15 protein-coding genes are annotated in these 20,522 nt (G+C 43.1%); 11 read left to right on the forward strand and 4 right to left on the reverse strand.

Annotation, left to right across the window (positions count from 1 at the left end):
• Nucleotides 1-396: 396 nt before the first annotated feature.
• On the reverse strand, nucleotides 397-2,058 hold the full coding sequence (asnB, locus tag KUV50_RS09525; protein ID WP_222579906.1) for an asparagine synthase B: 1,662 nt from the start codon (nucleotides 2,056-2,058) through the stop codon (nucleotides 397-399).
• Between the two features lie 164 nt (nucleotides 2,059-2,222).
• The gene (locus tag KUV50_RS09530) at nucleotides 2,223-3,047 is read right to left on the reverse strand and encodes a purine-nucleoside phosphorylase (RefSeq protein WP_222579907.1); all 825 of its coding nucleotides are present in this window, start codon (nucleotides 3,045-3,047) and stop codon (nucleotides 2,223-2,225) included.
• Between the two features lie 52 nt (nucleotides 3,048-3,099).
• Between KUV50_RS09530 and rimP the strand changes: the two genes are divergently transcribed.
• From rimP to KUV50_RS09550, 4 genes are read left to right on the forward strand one after another with little or no spacing between them, the layout of a single operon-like run.
• Complete coding sequence (gene rimP, locus KUV50_RS09535; RefSeq protein WP_222579908.1) at nucleotides 3,100-3,603, forward strand: ribosome maturation factor RimP; 504 nt, start codon at nucleotides 3,100-3,102, stop codon at nucleotides 3,601-3,603.
• A 4-nt stretch (nucleotides 3,604-3,607) separates the two neighbouring features.
• Entirely contained in the window at nucleotides 3,608-4,876 is a 1,269-nt protein-coding gene (gene nusA, locus KUV50_RS09540) for a transcription termination factor NusA (protein ID WP_222579909.1), read from the forward strand.
• 49 nt (nucleotides 4,877-4,925) lie between these two features.
• On the forward strand, nucleotides 4,926-7,775 hold the full coding sequence (gene infB, locus KUV50_RS09545; RefSeq protein WP_222579910.1) for a translation initiation factor IF-2: 2,850 nt from the start codon (nucleotides 4,926-4,928) through the stop codon (nucleotides 7,773-7,775).
• A gap of 36 nt (nucleotides 7,776-7,811) precedes the next feature.
• Nucleotides 7,812-8,558, forward strand: a complete 747-nt coding sequence (locus KUV50_RS09550; RefSeq protein WP_261395077.1) for a TIGR02757 family protein — start codon at nucleotides 7,812-7,814, stop codon at nucleotides 8,556-8,558.
• Nucleotides 8,559-8,722: 164 nt separating this feature from the next.
• Here KUV50_RS09550 and aspS read toward each other — a convergent pair whose 3' ends face one another.
• A complete protein-coding gene (gene aspS / locus KUV50_RS09555) occupies nucleotides 8,723-10,489 on the reverse strand; it encodes an aspartate--tRNA ligase (protein WP_222579911.1) in 1,767 nt (588 codons plus the stop codon).
• A gap of 203 nt (nucleotides 10,490-10,692) precedes the next feature.
• Here aspS and hemA point away from each other — a divergent pair, with 203 nt between their 5' ends.
• The 7 genes from hemA to KUV50_RS09590 all read left to right on the forward strand — a co-directional run bounded on the left by hemA (nucleotide 10,693) and on the right by KUV50_RS09590 (nucleotide 17,808).
• Entirely contained in the window at nucleotides 10,693-11,970 is a 1,278-nt protein-coding gene (gene hemA / locus KUV50_RS09560; protein WP_222579912.1) for a glutamyl-tRNA reductase, read from the forward strand.
• Nucleotides 11,971-12,216: 246 nt separating this feature from the next.
• Nucleotides 12,217-13,275, forward strand: coding sequence for an LD-carboxypeptidase (locus tag KUV50_RS09565; RefSeq protein ID WP_222579913.1), 1,059 nt, complete (start codon nucleotides 12,217-12,219; stop codon nucleotides 13,273-13,275).
• A gap of 480 nt (nucleotides 13,276-13,755) precedes the next feature.
• Nucleotides 13,756-14,796 carry a 6-bladed beta-propeller gene (locus KUV50_RS09570; protein ID WP_222579914.1) on the forward strand — a complete coding sequence of 347 codons (1,041 nt, stop codon included), beginning with the start codon at nucleotides 13,756-13,758 and terminating at the stop codon, nucleotides 14,794-14,796.
• A 200-nt stretch (nucleotides 14,797-14,996) separates the two neighbouring features.
• Nucleotides 14,997-15,740, forward strand: a complete 744-nt coding sequence (locus KUV50_RS09575; protein ID WP_222579915.1) for a carboxypeptidase-like regulatory domain-containing protein — start codon at nucleotides 14,997-14,999, stop codon at nucleotides 15,738-15,740.
• A gap of 427 nt (nucleotides 15,741-16,167) precedes the next feature.
• A complete protein-coding gene (locus KUV50_RS09580) occupies nucleotides 16,168-16,419 on the forward strand; it encodes a UPF0175 family protein (RefSeq protein WP_222579916.1) in 252 nt (83 codons plus the stop codon).
• A complete protein-coding gene (locus KUV50_RS09585) occupies nucleotides 16,406-16,816 on the forward strand; it encodes a hypothetical protein (protein WP_222579917.1) in 411 nt (136 codons plus the stop codon). Before KUV50_RS09580 ends, KUV50_RS09585 begins: the two co-directional genes overlap by 14 nt.
• 236 nt (nucleotides 16,817-17,052) lie before the next feature.
• Nucleotides 17,053-17,808: a glycoside hydrolase family 16 protein gene (locus KUV50_RS09590; RefSeq protein ID WP_410000041.1), complete on the forward strand. Its 756-nt coding sequence runs from the start codon at nucleotides 17,053-17,055 to the stop codon at nucleotides 17,806-17,808.
• 1,031 nt (nucleotides 17,809-18,839) lie between these two features.
• On the opposite strand, the gene KUV50_RS09595 is transcribed toward KUV50_RS09590, so the two are convergent.
• A complete protein-coding gene (locus tag KUV50_RS09595; RefSeq protein ID WP_222579919.1) occupies nucleotides 18,840-20,498 on the reverse strand; it encodes a DUF4998 domain-containing protein in 1,659 nt (552 codons plus the stop codon).
• Nucleotides 20,499-20,522: the final 24 nt, after the last annotated feature.

Genomic DNA, 20,522 nt, shown 5'->3' on the forward strand with positions numbered 1-20,522 from the left:
GCTCCTTCTTCCCAAAGGTACCTGATTATGCGGTGTTGATATGTTAATCACATACTGTTCGTGAGACTCTGGTATGATACTTTATTATATTAAAAAGACCCTGACAGGCGGCATATTTGGCGGATGGGGTGGTGTAAAAGTTTGTCATTCTGTCGTCCGCAAAGACGGACTTATCGCACTCATATAGCCTTTCCAGGGTCTGACAACCCTGGCTATAACCTTCTATCTCTACGGGGTTTTTTACTAATATACGTTAAGCAGGTGCCCAGACGCGGACGCAGGATAGATTACAAAAGCAATATGCTTTTGCTACATTAACCAACGAGATGTGACATATCCTTCTTCATAACGGTTTTCTATTTGAAATAAACTATTTATGTAATTAAAAAGTTGAGATCAATACGCCTCCATGTGTACATTCCGGACTGCCCGTCCACTCGGATCGTTCATGTTCTTGAAAGCCTGGTCCCATTCCAGCGCCACTTCTGAACTGCAGGCCACGCTGGGCACGGATGGTACGGTGCGGGCAGCTGCATCACTGGGAAAGTGTTCATGGAAAATGGAGCGGTAGTGGTATTCTTCTTTGCTGGTAGGCGTCTGTATGGGAAACCTAAGGTGGGCGTGCTGCATCTGCTCATCGCTGACCCGGGCATCCACCATTTCCTTAAGTGTATCGATCCAGCTGTAACCCACACCATCTGAAAATTGTTCTTTTTGACGCCATGCCACGCTTTCTGGCAGGTAATCTTCGAAAGCTTGCCGAAGAATGTGCTTCTCCATTTTACCGTTCCGGATCAATTTATCTTCCGGATTGAGTCGCATGGCCACATCCATGAATTCTTTGTCAAGAAAGGGTACCCGCCCTTCGATCCCCCAGGCGGCCAGAGATTTGTTTGCTCTTAAACAGTCGTACATGTATAGTTTATCCAGCTTACGGACGGTTTCTTCATGGAACTCCCTGGCCGAGGGTGCTTTGTGAAAGTACAAGTATCCTCCAAAGATCTCATCGCTTCCTTCGCCGCTGAGCACCATTTTGATTCCCATGGATTTGATCGATCGCGCCAGGAGATACATGGGGGTGCTTGCGCGAATGGTGGTGATGTCGTAGGTTTCCAGATGATAGATGACATCCCGGATGGCATCCAGACCTTCCTGAATGGTATAAACGATCTCATGATGTACTGTATCGAGATGCTCTGCCACCAGACGGGCAGCTGCCAGATCGGGTGACCCTTCCAGACCTATGGCAAAAGAATGCAAACGGGGCCACCAGGCGGCATCTTTATCTCCGCTTTCAATCCGTTTTTGCGAATATTTTTTTGCAATAGCAGAAGTAATGGAAGAATCAAGTCCGCCGGACAACAATACCCCATAAGGCACATCGCTCATCAGTTGCCGGTGAACCGCCTTTTCCAGTGCGGCTCTTAATTCCATAATGTCGGACGAGTTATCCTGAACGTTGTGATAATCCATCCAGTCGCGGGAATACCAACGCGTAATTTGGCCATCCCGGCTGTGAAGGTAGTGACCCGGGGGGAAAAGTTCGATTTTTACACAGACCCCTTCGAGGGCTTTAAGTTCACTCGCTACATAAAAAGTGCCTTTTTCGTCCCACCCGATGTAAAGCGGTATAATACCCATGTGATCGCGGGCAATAAAATATTCATCTTTCTCAAGGTCATAGATCGCAAATCCAAAAATTCCATTCATTTCATCCAAAAAATCAGGGCCTCTTTCCTGGTAAAGTGCCAGGATCACTTCACAATCGCTTTTGGTCTGAAAATGATAATCCGGAAATTGTTTGCGTAGCTCATTGTGATTGTAAATCTCGCCGTTTGCGGCCAGGATGAGGGATTTATCCTTAGAGAATAAGGGCTGTTTTCCGGAGGTGGGATCTACGATAGCCAACCGTTCATGAGCCATGATGGCATGATCAGAATTATAGATGCCACTCCAGTCCGGTCCCCGGTGACGAATACACTTGGCCATTTCCAATATTTGGGGACGCAATTCCCCCACGGATTCTTTGAGTTCAAAAGCACAGACGATACCACACATAATTCTGAATTTATTTTGTGAACGATTGCGCAAAGTATAAAAATCGAGGTTCCGAACTTTGTACTATTTTTAGCCTATTGTCAATTTAAAATTGAGGTATCGCGCTTGTACCCAGTGCACGATCACGCTATTGCTACGATTCAGAAGATGCGGAAATGTGATTTCTAACCGTCCATTTTTAGCCAGTATTTGATCAATTCCGCTACATCATCTATTCTGCTCTTGATGTGATTCAGTATTGCTGTGATATCCGTGGAATCCTCCGTAGGCGTATCCACTGCATCGTTGGACAGAACAGATAGAGCAGTGATTTGTCGGTTCATATGAGCAGCAATGATCACCTCAGGTATAGTAGACATGCCGACCATGTCGGCCCCCAATTGACGAAATAATCGGTATTCGGCAGGTGTTTCCAGCTGAGGACCGGTTACTCCCAAATATACACCCGTGTCGAGTTGTAAGCCTGATTTTTCGGAAAATTCTAAAAGCATATTTATGAATTTCGGATCGTATACTTCGCTCATGAATGGATAACGAGGTCCCCATTTTTCATTATTTGGACCGATAAGCGGACTTGGGAAGGACCAGTTGATGTGATCACGGATTAAGACCAGATTTCCAGCTGCAAAAGATGGGTTGACATTTCCGGCTGCATTGGTGAAGAAGAAGGATTGGGTGCCGGTCTCGGCAAGGACTCTGATCGGAAAGGTGACCTCCGCCATGGTGTAACCTTCATAGTAATGCAATCGACCTCCAAGAATCCAAAAGAGGATCCCCTGATTTGTGGCCAGATAAAGGGTAGCATCCATATGGTGAACGGTCATTCTGGGAAAATGAGGGATTTTGGAAAGTTTGGTCTGGTATTTAATAGAAAATTGATTTGTAATATCTTTAAGTCCTGTTCCCAGTACGATAGTGTGTCGAGGCAACTCTTGTACCTGGGATTTCAGATAATGGGCGGCCTTTCTTATTCGTTCATTGATTGCCATGATAATAATTTTGGGTTTTCCATTGCTTTTCAGTACTTTTGCAAAACAATAAGTGAAAGGGAACCAAAAGCGTTCCCTTTTTTTAATGATTGAAGTTATGGATGAGGCCAAAATTAAACAAGTAATTGAACAAAAACAGGCTGAAGATGATTATAATGATTGCTACCTGGTAGACATCGAATACAATAAAGTCAAAAATCATCTCACCCTTTATATTGGAAGTGACTCAGGCATGTCGCTGAAAAAATGCCAGGCGTTTAGTCGGCATGTGGAAGCTTACCTTGATGAATCATTGATGCTCGGAGAAAAGTATGAACTTGATGTGTCGTCACCTGGTGTGGGCAGGCCACTCAAGCTTAGACGGCAATACCAGAATAATATAGGTCGTGATCTTAAGATACAGAAAACCGATGGATCGCGGGCAAAAGGAGAATTAATTGAAGTATTGGAAGACACTATCCGTATTGAACAAATAAGAGGAAAAAAGAAAACGGGAGCGATTTTGGAAATCCCATTTGAAGAAATATCAACCGCATTAGTACAAATTAAATTTTAAAAACATGGTCAATTTAGTCGAATCGTTCTCTGAGTTTACGCAAGGGAAGAACATAGACAGGGTTAAAATGGTACGGATCCTGGAAGATGTATTCAGGACATTGATCAAGAAGAAATATGGCTCGGATGAAAACTTTGACATTATTGTCAATGCAGACCGGGGTGATCTACAGTTTTTTCGTGTCCGAGACATTGTGCCGGACGGGGAGGTGACGGATACGCTCAAAGAGATTTCCATCACGGAAGCACAAGATTTTGATGATGATTATGAAATCGGCGAGGAGTGTTATGAACAAATCCATTTGGAGGATTTTGGCCGAAGAGCAATTATGGCAGCGCGGCAAACTTTGATCTCCAGGATCATGGAGTTGGAGAAAGACAATATATTTAAGCAATACAACGAACGAGTTGGTGATTTGATTACCGGTGAGGTGAACCAAATACTAAAGCGAGAAATTCTTATATTTGATGATATTACAGGATATGAATTGGTATTGCCCAAAAGTGAAATGATCAAAGGTGATTTTTTCCGCAAGGGTGATATGGTGAAATCTGTGATTAAGAAAGTCGATGTCCGGAACAATAATCCGGTTGTTATCGTTTCACGTACAGATAACATGTTTCTGGCACGTCTTATGGAGCAGGAAGTTCCAGAGATTGAAGACGGGATCATTAATATCAAACAAATTGAACGTATACCCGGAGAGCGGGCAAAAGTCGCCGTAGAATCCTATGATGATCGGATCGATCCGGTCGGAGCTTGCGTGGGAATGAAAGGGGTTCGGATTCACGGAATTGTGCGGGAATTGCGCAATGAGAACATCGATATTGTTAACTTTACCAACAATATTAACTTGTTCATTCAGCGGTCCTTGACACCAGCTAAGATTTCCAACATTGATTTGGATTTAGAAGCACGTCGTGCTTCCGTTTTCCTGGCACCGGATCAGGTCTCATTGGCCATCGGTCGGGGTGGGCACAATATTAAACTAGCATCCCGGTTAACCAATCTGGAATTGGATGTGTACAGAGATGTGGAAGAATTTGAAATTGAAGATGACGTCGATCTGGATGAGTTTACCGATGAAATTGATGGCTGGGTCATCGATGAACTGAAATCGATCGGATGCGACACTGCCCGGAGTGTATTGCGATTAAATGCCGCCGAACTGGTGCGCCGTACCGATTTGGAACAGGAGACCGTAGATGAACTACTTCGCATACTGAAAGCGGAGTTTGATGAAGAATTTGAGGAGGTATTTGAAGAGGAATGATATAAAAAGTCCTCACTTTTGTAACTTTGCAGAAAATATTAGAAACTGAATGTCAAAAAGATTAGTAAAAATTGCTAAAGAGCTTAACGTCGGAACCGGCTCTATTGTGGATTTTCTGGCCAATAGTGGCTATGAAGTTGACAATAAACCTACAGCCAAGGTTTCAGATGAAATGTATGATCTTTTGGTTCAGGAATTCAGAGGTTCCATGACGGTCAAGGAACAAGCCGATCAATTGGTCATTGGGACCACCCGCCAAACTGTAAAGAAGGAAGAGGAAGAAAAGCCATCGCTCTTTAAAGATGAAAAAACCAAAGCTCCTGAGGTGAAAAAGGAGACTCCTAAAAAAGATGAACCTACGGAAGAGAAAAAAGAAGCAGATGAAAAAGTAGCTGAAAAAGCTGCACCGGGTGGACTAAAAGTGGTAGGTAAAATTAATCTTGATAAAAAGCCTAAACGGAAATCGGAGCCTAAACCGGAGAAAAAGGTTGAGGAAAAGGCTCTCAAAGAGAAAGAACGCGTTGATACGACGCCAGAAAAAGAGCCGGAAAAAGAAAAAGATGCGATTCCTGAGAAAGAGGTAGCCAAGGAAACTAAGATACCCAAAAAACCAGAACCGGTGGATGAGCCTGCCGAGCAGGAACCAGCGAAGCAGGAAGAACCGGCCGCAGAAGCAAAAGAGGAAGTAAAAGAAGAAACTCCAAAAGAAAAGGAAACCCCGGAGGAAAAAGATAAAGCCCCGTTGATTAAAGCCGATGCACCCCGCTTGAAAGGGTTGAAGATTCTTGGAAAAATATCCGCGGACAAACTGGAGACCAAGAAGAAAAAGAAAAAGACGGAGAAGAAAGAGACCCCGGAAGAAAGTTCCCGGAAACGGAAGCGTCGTCGTCGTAAGGTCGTCAAATCCAAAGGTGCCCGTGGAAGAGGTGCCCGATCAGGTCAAAAAGGCGGCAAAGGCAAGGAAGATATTAAAGAGGTCACCCAAAAAGAGATTGAAGAGCAAATCAAAGCCACCATGGCTCGTCTCAATAAAGGGGGCAAAAGCAAGCGTCAAAAAACACGGCGTGATAAACGAGAAACGATACGCGAAAAAGAAGAGCTGAAGCAACAGCAGGAGCAGGAACAAACCAGTTTGGAAGTGACCGAGTTTATTTCGGTACAGGAACTGGCTAATATGATGGACGTGTCAGCTACGGATGTGATCACGGTCTGTATGAATATTGGTGTCATCGTTTCCATCAACCAGAGACTGGATGCCGAGATCATCGAATTGGTTGCTGAAGAATTTGGACATGAAGTGGAATTTGTGGATGCAGAAGAGAATATCGATGTGGAGGATGAATACGAAGATGATCCGGAAGATCTCGAACCACGATCTCCGATTGTGACCGTGATGGGTCACGTGGATCATGGTAAGACCTCACTGCTCGATTATATCCGAAAGGAAAAGGTTGCCGAAGGCGAGGCTGGTGGAATTACACAGCACATTGGCGCTTATGAAGTAATCGTTGGTGAAGATGATAAAAAAATTACGTTCCTGGATACCCCGGGGCACGAAGCTTTTACCGCTATGCGGGCCAGAGGGGCAAAAGTCACCGATGTTGCTGTAGTGATTATAGCTGCAGATGACAGCATCATGCCACAGACCAAAGAAGCCATTTCACACTCACAGGCAGCGGGTGTTCCCATCGTATTTGCGATCAACAAGATTGATAAACCCGGAGCAGATCCTGAAAAAATAAAGCAGGAATTAGCCAATATGAATTTATTGGTGGAAGATTGGGGTGGGAAGTACCAGTCTCAGGAAATTGCAGCGATCAACGGAACCAATATTGATCTGTTGTTGGAAAAAATACTCCTGGAGTCAGAATTACTCGAATTAAAAGCAAACCCGAATCGTCCGGCATATGGAACCGTCGTGGAAGCTTCCCTGGACAAAGGACGGGGTTATGTTTCCAAGATTTTGGTACAGAATGGAACACTGGAAATCGGCGATCCGATGGTGGCTGGTGAATACAGCGGCAAGGTGAAAGCCATGTTCAATGAATTTGGCAAGCGAATTGATACAGCAGGTCCATCCCAACCTGTGTTGGTATTGGGACTAGGGGGTGCACCGCAGGCGGGGGAAACCATGAAAGTCCTCGAATCGGAGCAAGAAACCAAACAGATCGCTAACAAGCGAGCCCAGATCATACGAGAGCAAACGAATCGTGCGGCGAAACGAATCAGTCTTGATGAGATCGGTCGACGATTAGCGTTGGGGAACTTTAAAGAGTTGAACCTGATCGTGAAAGGTGATGTCGATGGGTCGGTAGAAGCCTTGTCCGATAGTCTGATCAAACTAAGTGTTGAATCCATTCAGGTGAATGTTATTCACAAAGGAGTCGGTCAGATTATTGAGTCGGATGTATTGCTTGCCACGGCCTCCGATGCGATTATTATCGGGTTCCAGGTTCGACCATCACTGGGTGCTCGTAAATTGGCTGAAGTAGAAGGTGTAGAGATCAATACCTATTCCATCATTTACAATGCCATTGAAGAAGTGAAAATGGCCATGGAGGGCATGCTTGAACCGACCAAAGAAGAAAAAGTGACCGGCCAGTTGGAAGTACGCCATACCTTCAAAGTGTCTAAAGTAGGAACCGTGGCAGGTTGTATCGTGCAGGAAGGCACTATTAACCGGAACAATTTTGTGCGGGTGATCCGTGATGGCATTGTGATCTATCCTTCAAAGGAAGGTCAGGTGGCGGAAATAGATTCCTTGAAACGATTTAAGGATGATGTACGGGAAGTCAAGAGCGGTGTGGAATGTGGTGTTACCATCAAGAACTACAATGACCTCAAGGTTGGTGATAACATTGAAGCATACGAAGTGATCGAAGTCCGACAAACCCTTTAAGGCAGCGATTCCATCAGAAATAATATTAAATTACTATTGGATCAAAAGGCTCAGCACTATGAGAATGAGTCTTTTATCGTTGCGGATCCCATTTCGATACCTCATCGGTTTTCAGCACAAGCAGATATCGAAATTGCGGGATTATTTGCAGCGGTTTTTGCCTGGGGACTGCGAAAGACCATCATATCCAAAAGTTTGGAATTGCTTCAACTAATGGATAATTCACCCCATGATTTTATTTTAAATCATACCGATCAAGACCTACAGCGATTGGAGCATTTCAAGCACCGAACCTTTCAGCCCGCGGATACCTTATATTTTGTCCATTTTCTGCATGAATATTATCAGAAGCACAGTACTCTGGAAGAAGCTTTCCGGGATAAAGAGGGTGGATTCAATGATCTGGAAAGCGGACTGATCGAATTCCGAAACCGGTTTTTTGATTCAGAGTACGCTCTTCAACGCACCAAAAAACACATCCCGTCTCCCGCCCGGAAATCAGCTACAAAGCGGCTTAATATGTATCTGCGCTGGATGGTACGTTCATCGGATCGCGGCGTCGACTTTGGTTTGTGGAAGAATATTAAGCCTGCCCAGCTCTACATTCCGTTGGATGTTCATGTGACCCGGGTCGCCCGTCATTTGTGCATTCTTTCACGGGACAAAAATGATTGGACATCCGTTGTGGAATTGACCAATTACCTCCGGACGCTGGATCCGGCGGATCCGGTGAAGTATGATTTTGCGCTGTTCAATATGGGATTGGAAGGTGAAAGGTTTTAAGTGAAAGGAGAAAGGTCAGATGGTGCTTCCAAAAAATTATCACAGATTGTGGACCGCCGACCGGCGACAATGCACGCTTGACAGTAGGGAATATTTGCGTAGATTTTTATTCCAGCATATACTTTATCAACCTTCATCAACCTTATAAACAATAAAAAAAAGCTTCAGCTCTTTTTTACCACTCTAAGAGATAAATCCTTCAACTGTTCCTCATCGATCTTAGCCGGTGCATCAATCATGATGTCGCGTCCCATATTGTTTTTAGGAAAGGCGATAAAATCCCGGATGGAGGTTTTGCCTTTCATGACCGCACAAAGTCGGTCCAACCCGAAGGCGATACCACCGTGGGGTGGGGCGCCGTACTCAAATGCACTCATCAGAAATCCAAACTGAGACTCCGCTTCTTCCGGTGTAAACTGAAGCAATGCAAAATTCTTTTCCTGCAATGCGCGATCGTATATCCGTATAGAGCCACCGCCGATTTCTGCTCCGTTGATGACCAGATCATAGGCATCTGCCCGGATAGACTCCAGTACTTTTCGATCATCGGAGTTCATCTTTTCGATATCCTCCGTTTTTGGTGCGGTAAAAGGGTGATGCATGGCATAGAATCGCTGCGTTTCTTCATCCCATTCCAGCAAAGGAAAATCGACCACCCAGAGGGGTTTAAAGGCCGTGGGTGAGATTAATTCATGCCGTCGTCCCAATTCAAGACGGAGTGTTCCTATTTGGGTCCTGGTCAGAGCGTCTTCACCACTCATCAAAAACAGAATATCACCTTTCTGGCCACCAGCTGCTTCAAACCAGGATTTGATCACATCATCCGGATAGAATTTGCCCACGGAGGATTTGATGGTGTCGTCATTCTTCCACTGTGCATAGACCAAGCCTTTGGCTCCCACCTGTGGACGCTGTACCCAGGTGGTGATTTCTTTCATATTCTTATTGGAATATTCATCAGCCTTCCCTTCCAGGAGTAGTCCCCCTATAAATTCAGCCTGATCAAATACTTTGAAGCCATGGCCTTTTACGGGATCTGTGAAATCAATGATTTGCATGTCGAAACGGGTATCCGGTTTGTCTGAGCCATAAAGTCGAATCGCATCATCGTAGGTGATTCTTTGGAATTCAGGTAGTTCAGCGGAGAGCATTTCCCGGAACACAAATCGAGTGAGTCCTTCAAAAGTCTGAAGCACGTCCTCTTGGTGAACGAACGCCATCTCACAGTCCACCTGCGTGAACTCCGGCTGTCGGTCTGCTCTCAAGTCCTCATCTCTAAAGCATTTGACGATTTGAAAATACCGATCCATTCCAGCCACCATAAATAGTTGCTTAAAGGTCTGAGGGGACTGGGGCAGTGCATAAAACTGACCGGGATTTAACCGGGATGGAACCACAAAGTCACGAGCTCCTTCCGGAGTGCTTTTGATCAACACGGGTGTTTCTATCTCAAGAAACTGCTGCTGGTCCATGTATTTTCGAATCGCCAAAGTGAGCTTGCTTCGAAATTGGATTTGCTCCTGCAACACCGGACGTCGAAGATCGAGGTAGCGATATTTCATCCGAAGCTCATCGCCGCCATCTGTGTCATTTTCTATGGTAAAAGGAGGAAGTTTGGAGCGGCTGAGAACATTGATTTCAGAAACGACCACTTCTACATCCCCCGTCGGAATATCCGGATTTTTATTGCTGCGTTCACGGACGTCCCCATGGATCTGTATGACATCTTCTCGGTGAAGCTGACGGGCTGCCAAACACAGGGCTTCGTCTGTTTCCATGTTGAATATAAGCTGCGTGATTCCATATCGATCTCGGAGATCGATAAACGTCATTCCACCAAAATCTCTTTTAGTCGCCATCCATCCGCTGAGCACGACTCTTTCTCCAATATTTTTACTGCGTAATTGTCCACAATGATGTGATCTGTACATGTTTTCTGAAATTTTGGGCTAAATTATAAACTAATACCGGGATTAACCCTTTTAAGATTAATTAAAATGATTCAAAATAAAATTTCTCCAATTGGCCTGGTGCAATTTCAAAATTTGAAACCCTATATTTGTGGTCGTAAGATTTTGCATTGATATTTTTAGCTTTGAACTTGAGTAAAGATCGGAGTTAAAGAGAAAACACTATGATTGATAACTACAAAATACTAACACTTACCTTCAGTGACGCACGGTTGGAAGAGTTGAAGGACTATCTGATCCCCTCCGAAGAAGAGGTGTCCGAAAGTCAGCAGTTGAATGCATTGAAAGAAGCATTGGCTGTAGAAGAGCTTTTCTATTTGCAAACGTGCAATCGGGTCCTGTATCTATTCTATAGCAGCACACCGGTATCAGAATTACATGAAGGCCTTGTTCAGTATATTCAGAAAAATTCGGATCGAAATACTGATCAACTTCGATTAAACACCTACTCGGGAGAAGATGCGATACGTCATTTTTTTGAAGTCGGAGCTTCCTTAAAATCAATGGTGATCGGAGAACAAGAAATCTTACGACAGGTTCGGGAAGCCTATGAACAGAGCAGAGCGATCGGATTGTCCGGTGATCAAATCCGGATACTGTTTCAAAGTGCACTGCACGCTGCCAAAACAGTACACCATAAAACCCGAATCAGTGAAAAGACCGTGAGTGTGGTATCACTAGCCATGAAAAAGCTCCGTCGGTTAGGGATTCATCCCAAGGATGAAGTGATTTTAATCGGAGCAGGAGAAACGATTCGGAAAGTAGCTCTTTTCCTTCGGGAGTGGGGCATGGAAAAAATACGGGTCTTTAATCGATCCAAGAAAAATCTTGAATTGATTAAGGAGATATTACCTTCAGCAGAGCTTTATTTTCTCGATCAATTGGCAGAGCAAAACCTTAATGTCCCCTACATTATCTCCTGTACTGGTCATGATGATTACGTATTGACGCCGGAACTAATCGACCAATCCAGAGCAACATCCGGATTGACTAATACTCGGGGCATCCTGGATCTGGCCATCCCCCGAGATGTTCACCCAGCCATTGTTACAGCCTATGGGCTTAAGGTGATTGAAGTCGAATCTCTGAGAATGGTCGCAGAAAAAAATAAAGCATTTCGGATCAAAGAGGTTATAGCTGCGCAAAAATTAATCAATGGAGAGGTCGATGCATTCCGCGAAAAAATACATCGACGGTTTATTGAACGAGCATTTCGCGAAATTCCTTCCGAGATCTATGCGGTCCGTGATAAAGCTGTCAACGAGGTGTATAGAGATCGGATTGACCAGCTGGACCCGGAAGCAAAGAAACTTATGGTGGAACTGGTGGATTACATGGCACGTAAATGTGTCAGTATCCCTATGAAGACTGCACGCAAGCAATACTCAGCTATCCGGAACGAACTGCGGAAAGGTGCTCATGCTGGTCAACAAAAAGAGTAATATACTGGCATCGGGTGCATGTGGAGTAAAGGAAGCACTTTCTTTTTTTTTGCCGAGGGTTGATTTTTATAAATAAAACAGGTCTGCGATTGATCAGTTGCTTTTGAAACACCAACCATATAGATTTATGATGGGCGCTCTTTCGAGGCCCTTATTTATCAAAAAGATAATGCAATATCCCTGTTGTCTTAAAATCCTGTTTTTTTTAGATATTTAGCGTAAGTAAGAAACTTATCAATCCAAGTTATGAAGAACGACCATTCCGCGAGCCGAAGACGATTTTCACAGCAATTATTAGCCTCCGTAGCAGGTGCTACCTTGCTGACTGGATGCCATCCCCGGATTCCCACTACCGCCGTCGATCAAAAGAAATCGGTCATTCTGCCCCCCAAAATTGGGCCGGGTGCACGTATTGGAATGATTGCTCCAGCTAGTTATGCCGGTGAAATAAGAACCCGGGAAGCTATTTCCAATTTGGAATCTTTAGGACTTGAGGTCGTAGAGGGCAAGTACTTGTGGAAGGAAAATGGATTTATTGCCGGAACCGATGGAGAGCGGGTGGAGGACATTCATACCATGTTCCGGCGAAAAGACATCGATGGCATATGGTGTGTTCGTGGTGGGTACGGCACGACGAGGATCCTTGAAATGCTGGATTACGATCTGATCCGGTCGCATCCGAAAGTCTTTGTTGGGTATTCGGATATTACGGCATTGCATATGGCTTTCTATACACAGGCCGGATTGGTGTCATTCCATGGGCCTGTGGCAGCTTCGGATTATACGGAGTATACCACAGCCAGCGTTAAAAATGCTTTATTTGGCTCTGATTATAACTATAGCATTGAACCGGTGGTGGAACCTGGAGCGGGCGAAGAGTCCTTTGAAGTGGTCCATTCCGGGGTTGCAGCCGGTACGATATTGGGAGGTAACCTCAGTTTATTGTCTGCGCTTTGTGGTACGGACTTCCTTCCGGATCTCTCCGGCAAGATTGTTTATATTGAAGATATTGGGGAGGCGTCCTACCGGATCGATCGGATGCTGGTCCAAATGATTCAGGCAGCTAACTTAAAAAACGCTGCCGGACTCATATTTGGTAATTTTACCCGTTGTGGTCCTGAGGAAGGGTCCTCTGATCAGACCGTGTCCGAAGTACTTTATGATCATTTTGGATCGCTGAATATTCCAGTGGTGAAAGGCTATTCGATCGGACATATATCCAATCAAGCTACGGTGGCTGTGGGAATGCAAGCAGAGATGGATGCAGATAGCGGGGTGATCCGGTTCAGTGAAAGTGGGATGTAGTGTGCGAAATTCAAAGTTCATATCGCGTACCGCGGTACCGGTATTGCTATCAAAATCGCCCGCAGATCATACAGATTGATACAGCACTTGTTCCCGATCCCGCATAGCAGAACAGATATATTGTGTGATATTAACACACCAATGGCCTAGTGTGACAAGTTTTATGTGCTGGTAGTTACCCACTCTCCCGCAGATCGCACAAATTAACGCAGATTGGACACCGCTTATCGTTTAAGCTTACGTTCTACGACGCGGGTACGTACAGTTTTTTACTAATCAAGAAGGGAATAGGGAGGGGGGTAATTTGGCGCTTTTCCTAAATATGTTGATATTTTAAGGAGAAGGATGATTCATAATATTGCTTTTCTTTATTTGTAAAATATATATTCAAGCATAAGATATATAATAATAATCCTAATAATAAGCTTTATAATCAGTTGCGTAGACGATGAAAAAAGGTCAACAGCTATTCCGATAGACTTGTCCAGAGAAAATAGTTATGCAGATTCAATTATTGATATAGTGGGTCATATAGCATTGGAATCCACAGAAGAGGCATTGTATGCCGAAATGCGCAAGATGTATATGACAGATTCTAACATATATATACTTGACAAAAAACCTGAAAATCTTAAGTTATATAATTTTACCACGAAAGGAGTTTATGTCAATAAGACAATGGTTGGAAAAGGACCTGGAGAAGTCTTTCATCCAGTGGATTTTTTTGTGTCAAAAGATAAGAAGGACATTTATCTGTGGGATATATTAAATAAGATGGTAGTCTTTGATAGTAAATTAAATTACAAGACACAGCTTCATATGCAATCCAATGTGCCGATTTATAATATGGCGCCTTTACATAATGGTAAATGGTTGATTAGTAAGCCAGAACCTCCGGTCAATGGAGATGATAATGTCTTCTTTTATGCCATTACTGATTCTACATCATTTAATTCCATCGAGAAACTTTTTGTCAGAAGACCAAAGGATTATCACGACCTCTTTATGAAGCATCCTATATCAAGATGGTATTTCGGTGATATAAAATTTGTCGAACCATTTGGCTATAGAATCTTAGGTTTAAATGATACGATGATATATGTGGCGTATGAATTTGATTTTCGTGAATTAAGCCTAAGTTATAAAGATATTAGTGAGAATGATATGTCTACAATTTTAGAAATGGCATGGGATGGATCAAAGGTGGTAGGAATACGAAATATCATTGAATCAAGAAAGGCGATCGGCTTCACAATCATGTGGGATAAAAAATATGAATATGTAATTTATGACAAAAGTAGCAAAAATTATATAACTTCAATTGAAGCTTATAATAGTGGCCAATTACCGCATGGTAAGCTTATGGCATTAGATGGTGAAAAAAATTTTGTGATAGTTTCATCACCTAGCGATTTTAATTCATGGAAAAATAATTACGGAAATTCATCTGCCAAGAAATTAACTGTAGAGACTTATGATAATGATGTGCTAACAATCTTCTCCATTGCTAAAACTAAGTAGATTAGATTTAATGCCAACATGTATTTTTAATAATATAAAGGATCCTTGAGATACAATTATTTATGTCGATAAAACACATCATCTTAATAGTTCTTGTCATGATTTGTCAAGTTGCAAAGTCACAAAAATTAGATGGTATATCAGGGAGCTTACTTTCTGCCGGTGGTCATATTCCTGTGGCCTAAGCGACAATAATAGATGTGTCTTCTTATGAGAACGGGACGACCTCTGATCAGGATGGTGAATTTTCTCTCGCATTAAAAAATGCGTCGAACACGCCAGTTCAATTGAAAATCAGTTGTGTAGGGTATCAGGATACGATAATCTCTGTAAATGCAAGTAAGGATGAGAATCTGAAAGTACTTCTTGAGAAGAGAGCTTATGCGTTACCTGAGGTCACTATTCGAGGTGAAGGAATGGTGGAGCAAATAATCGGTCTTCCTGGAGGAACTATACTCAAAAATACAAATGGTGAACTGACAGGATTGCTTCCGTCAAATTCCGCAGGGCTCAGTTCCGGAGTTTTTATAGAATTACCTGGTAAGAATATGGGCGTGTTAAAATCTATTGAATACTTCATCCTTCCAAGAGGAAAACCGAACACCCCTTTTATGCTGCGATTTCTGGAAGCCAAAGAACCCGTTCAGCCCAATAGGGTGTATTCAGAAGACCTATTTACAGACCTCTTGAAAGAACCAATCATTACCAGCGGTAAAGCTGGTCAATTAATACACGGCAGGACCGCTAAAAACGATATCGACGGAGTCGATGTTCAATTTCTAATTTTTGATCTATATAAAAATTCAGTAATTGGAAAATTGTACCAGAGCAATTTTATTAATCAGATTCAGAACTTGCCAGAAACTAGTGAATTGTACCAAAAGTATAAGAACTATACCTGGAATGATCCACCCATGCTAATTAAGCTTGATTTGAAAAACTAATCCATCATGGTTATATATTGGATAATGGCAGATTGACATTATCTGGTATAAGGTTATGATATTTATAGCTATCTGACGATTATAGACTTGGACTGGAAAAAGGGATTATTGTAAATACACAGTCACTTGGTAATGACAATTTATTTTGCTCTTTTTTGTCCTTCCCCAAGAGGGAAAAGACTGAAAATCGATTCGGCTCCCTTAGGGTTGGGGCAAAACGAGGCGATTATTCCGATGGCTGTGTAGTTACGGATTATTTGCGACTTATTTGATCTGACACGAGTTGAATTGTGGATTCAAACATTGCGTGAGTTGAGAAGTGTTCATTCAATGGAGTGATCCAGAACTAAATAACGAACAAATTTGTTTTGGGTAACAGGTGGATGGGTTTAATAATTTATTTGTAAATAAAAAATTGGATGTAATTATGGCATTGTTGATTGACGATAGCGAGTTAGAACTCGTTCAAATGGATGAAAATGAACTCAGGCTGGAAATAGCCATAATGTTATATGAGAAGGAGAAAGTTTCTGCTGGGAGAGCGAGTAAGTTTGCGCGTATTAATCGAATACTATTTTTAAAGGAGCTCGGTAAAAGAAGAATACCTGTAAACTATGATGAAGAAGAGTTGACAAGAGATTTGGAAATATTAGGTATTTCATTAGATGAGAGTAATTAGTGACACAACAATAATAAGTAATCTCGTACAAATAGATGAACTTGAAATCTTAGAGCGGCTTTACTCTGAGGTGATTATTCCCGTGAGCGTTTATGATGAATTGCAAATACTTGTTGATAGAGGAATAGTGTCCAGAGGAGAGTTAGAAGTAGATTGGATTATTGTGAAATCAGTTGTGAGCCATGATATGGTGTCTGATTTGTTAAATCGATTAGATCTAGGTGAATCAGAATCGATTATTCTTGGAATGGAACTCAATGCAGACTATCTATTGATTGATGAAAAATCAGGGCGAATGGAAGGGGTAAAAAGAGGAATGAAAATAATTGGAACGCTGGGAATACTTATAAAGGCAAAACAAAGTGGGTTCATAAACTCTGTAGAAATGAAAATTTAAGATTTGAGAACCATAGGATTTTGGATCAGCGATAAACTTTATCATAAAGTCATTGAGTTGGAGAAATGGATTTAGAATCTAAAGATTACATCGGTTGTGACATGTTTTTAAAGGCAAAATATGGTTTATAAAATCTTTTGGAGTGAAGAAGCCCTTCATAACCTTGATGAAATTGAAATTAACGAACAATACATAAAATGAACAAAGCATACACTATAATCATATTCTTGACTTTCATGGGGATACATAGTTCATGCCAGAAACCGGAAACTTCAAATAAGGATTGGAAAATAGCTTGGGAAGAGAATTTTGATCAACCGGATCATTTTGATACCAATGTATGGAGTAAGATCCCACGAGGAACTCCGGACTGGAAGAACTATATGTCGGATTTTGATTCCTGTTATGATATGCAGGATGGGAATCTGGTGCTCCGGGGAATCGCCAATAGACCGGAATACAACCTGGATGATACAGCGACCTACCTGACCGGGGGTGTTTTCACGAAAGACAAAAAAGGTTTTCATAATGGGCGCCTAGAAATTCGGGCCCGCCTGGTCGGTGCACGGGGGGCGTGGCCTGCGATTTGGTTGTTGCCTCAGGATGGTCAATGGCCGGATGGCGGTGAGATCGATATCATGGAACGGCTCAATAGCGAGTCCATCGCTTATCAGACCGTTCATTCATATTATACGGTACAGCTTAAGCAAACCACGCCCCGCAAAGGAGGTACGGGTCAGATCGATCCGGACGGGTACAATGTATATGCAGTGGAATTGGGTGCGGACAGTTTACGCTTTTATATCAATGATGAACATATCTTGACCTATCCCCGAATAGAAACCGATAAAGAAGGTCAGTACCCGTTTGATCAACCCTATTACTTGTTGATCGATATGCAGCTCGGAGGAAGCTGGGTGGGCCGGGTCTATCCGGAAGATTTACCGGCTGAGATGTGGGTGGACTGGGTCCGGTTTTATACGAAGGAATAACAATAGGTTGGCAGGGCGGCAGATTTGATAGACCTCATCAAATCGTACTTGGTTAGCGTGTTTTTGCCCCGTTCCCAGCCTGTCATAGATTTTTAGCGGGCAGTATATCTTACACTTTTTTCCATCCGATTACAAATGCTCCTAATTCTAAAAAAAACTGTCTGCCGGCAAATATTAACCATATGAATTAGACAGGCAGGCTTTAGCAATGGCGCATTGGCCGAAAGGCCATTCTTTCAACCTAATTCAAATCCTTCTTTTAACACAGAAAGTGGTACCCCAGGAGGTGCCAGGTGAGGTAGCCGGTTTTTAAAGTTTGTTTTTAGACCCATGGTCAGTTAATGAAATTTGAAGAAGGTAATGAGTGTACCCGGAAAAATGATGTAGAGGTGGTATAATTTCATTCTTAAGGAATGAAATTATCGGCAGCAAAAGCAGCCGATATGTGGGGTGTATTGGGTTTTGACAACATTCGTGAACTGACATTTTAGATAAGGGGATATATTAAAAAACTAAAGTGTCATTCTTTACATTCTGAGCCAGAAACCAATCTGATAAACGCATCGACTTTCGAATTGAACCTTGAATACCAGAACGGAGTAGCTTGAACCTCCGTTAAAAATGAGTAGAAAGTATTATTAATCCAGGTGCAAAATCGTTGACTTGTTGGGGATCAGCCCGGGGACTCCAGGATGCGAGAAAACTTGGCTTTAGCCATTAATAAATATGAATTTGTGCCTAAAGCCCAATTTAACTCTGCTATGTAAACCCGGCCATCCCAACGAGTTGGGGACGGGGTAAATCATCCCCAGGTTAAGTACATTTGAGATGTTAGACACATACTCAACTCTGACTTTGAGATCGGAGCTGGAGCTCCAATCACCCAGAAACCACATTGCACCAATGTTTGGAATGCTAAACATATACGTCAAATCTCCAGCCGCCCCACAAAAAAGCCCCTGAATTTTTCACCCAGAGGCTATATTTTATTTTTTCCATTAACCATTAACCATTAACCATTACCCATTAACCTACTCCGTTTTTGAAAATCGAAGATTGGCCCAGTAGTATTCTATTTCTTTGGGTGGATCCCAGTTGCTGATGCCCGGTTCGCCGCCAATGTTAAGGACGATGACGCGGTTGTGCTTATCGAGCGCATTGGACATATCCACGGTGACCTCCTTCCATTCACCCAGGTAGCTGTCCGGTAATTCAAAAGCATCGATGGCCCAGTACTGCTGTCCAAAATTACTGAAGTCAGCAAACGACCACATCCGGTTCATAAACCGGGGCCATATTTTTTGGAAGGGCGTGTATTCACCGGTAAATACGGATTTTTCAGGGGCATAAATACTTGCCTTCAAGTATTTATATTCTTCGATATTGAACTCGTATTCCTTCGGCAATGCAAAGACAAAAGAAGCACTCCGGGCTTTCGGGACCGTTTTGTAAACGTTCTTTAGTTCCATGCTGCTTTGTGGGGCATCGGTCGCCGGATAGGTGATCTCCATATTCCAATTGTGATCTTGTACATTTCCGTCGAGATGAAATTTGTTGTCGATGTATATCTCTGCAGGATTATCTACCAACTCCACGGTGCCATCGTCAACGTAGGGGGCTAATAACTCATCCAGCCCCATACTGTGTGGTCGGTAGATGACTTTTTCCAGAATACCTGCTTCCAACAAATCCTTGAGAGACTGATAATTATTAGTCGGGATATCTCCTGCTTTTCTGAGAAATTCAACGAAATCTCCACCACCGACTACATCGACGACGCCGTTGCGGTCGTAGGTCAATGTTGGTATTTCAAATAAGTCGCCACCGGTAAGATCCAGCGTTTTTAGGTTTGGAAAAAAGAAAATGTCCTGCAGGGATCGTGCGTGTACCGGGTACGTTAATTTTGTCACGTCAGAGACACCTTGAGCGGTGAATGTAGTCACACCGTTGGCAGCCAGGATGTCTTTTTCTGCCGGCGTGAATGGGGTGGTTTCTGTTGGCATATTGATGACCAGTTCATCGGTGATGGTCAGGGTATCCAGTATTTCTTTTTGATTGACTCTGGGAATGACCCGGTATGCCATATTGATCGTGATTGGTTGGCCCGGTGTCACATTGCCGACAAAAAATCGAGGATTTCCATCAATACCACCGGAACGTTCTACCCCTTCTTTGTCCGTGTACGAATATTTCAGGCTTTCGTATTCCATCAATACCGAAGAGATCCCGGACGGCCATTCCACGACAGCCGCTGACGGTGATGCGAGGATCCGTGGTGGCGAGACGACGAGATTGTTGAGGCCCTCCTGCGTAAAGGGGATGAGTGCTATTTCTTGGGGTACGGATTCATTGCCGTATTCATCCAGGGTGGAGATTTTAAAACGATACAGCTTTGATTGGTCGAGTCCGGTGATGTTGACATAGGAAACCAGCGAGTCGAGTGTGATGACTTCATCATCGTACTCTATTTTTGTTTTGGTGGCTTTGCCCAGGTTAATGGCACTGCTGGGAATTCGTCCGGCCTTCAACAAATCAATTTCCACCCTTTCAAAGCCAATATGACCTATGATGGTATCGTATTTAGCGGGGTAAACAACTTCGCCTTCAAATTCTGCTTGTTTTTCATAGATGTCTTCACACCCGGTGACCAAAAGCAGGTAGGCATATAAAATGAATAGTATATTTTTCATAAGCTTCAAACTTGAATTTTATCT

It is taken from the genome of Membranihabitans marinus, assembly GCF_019802045.1.
In the GTDB taxonomy this organism is placed as follows: domain Bacteria; phylum Bacteroidota; class Bacteroidia; order Chitinophagales; family Saprospiraceae; genus Membranihabitans; species Membranihabitans marinus_A.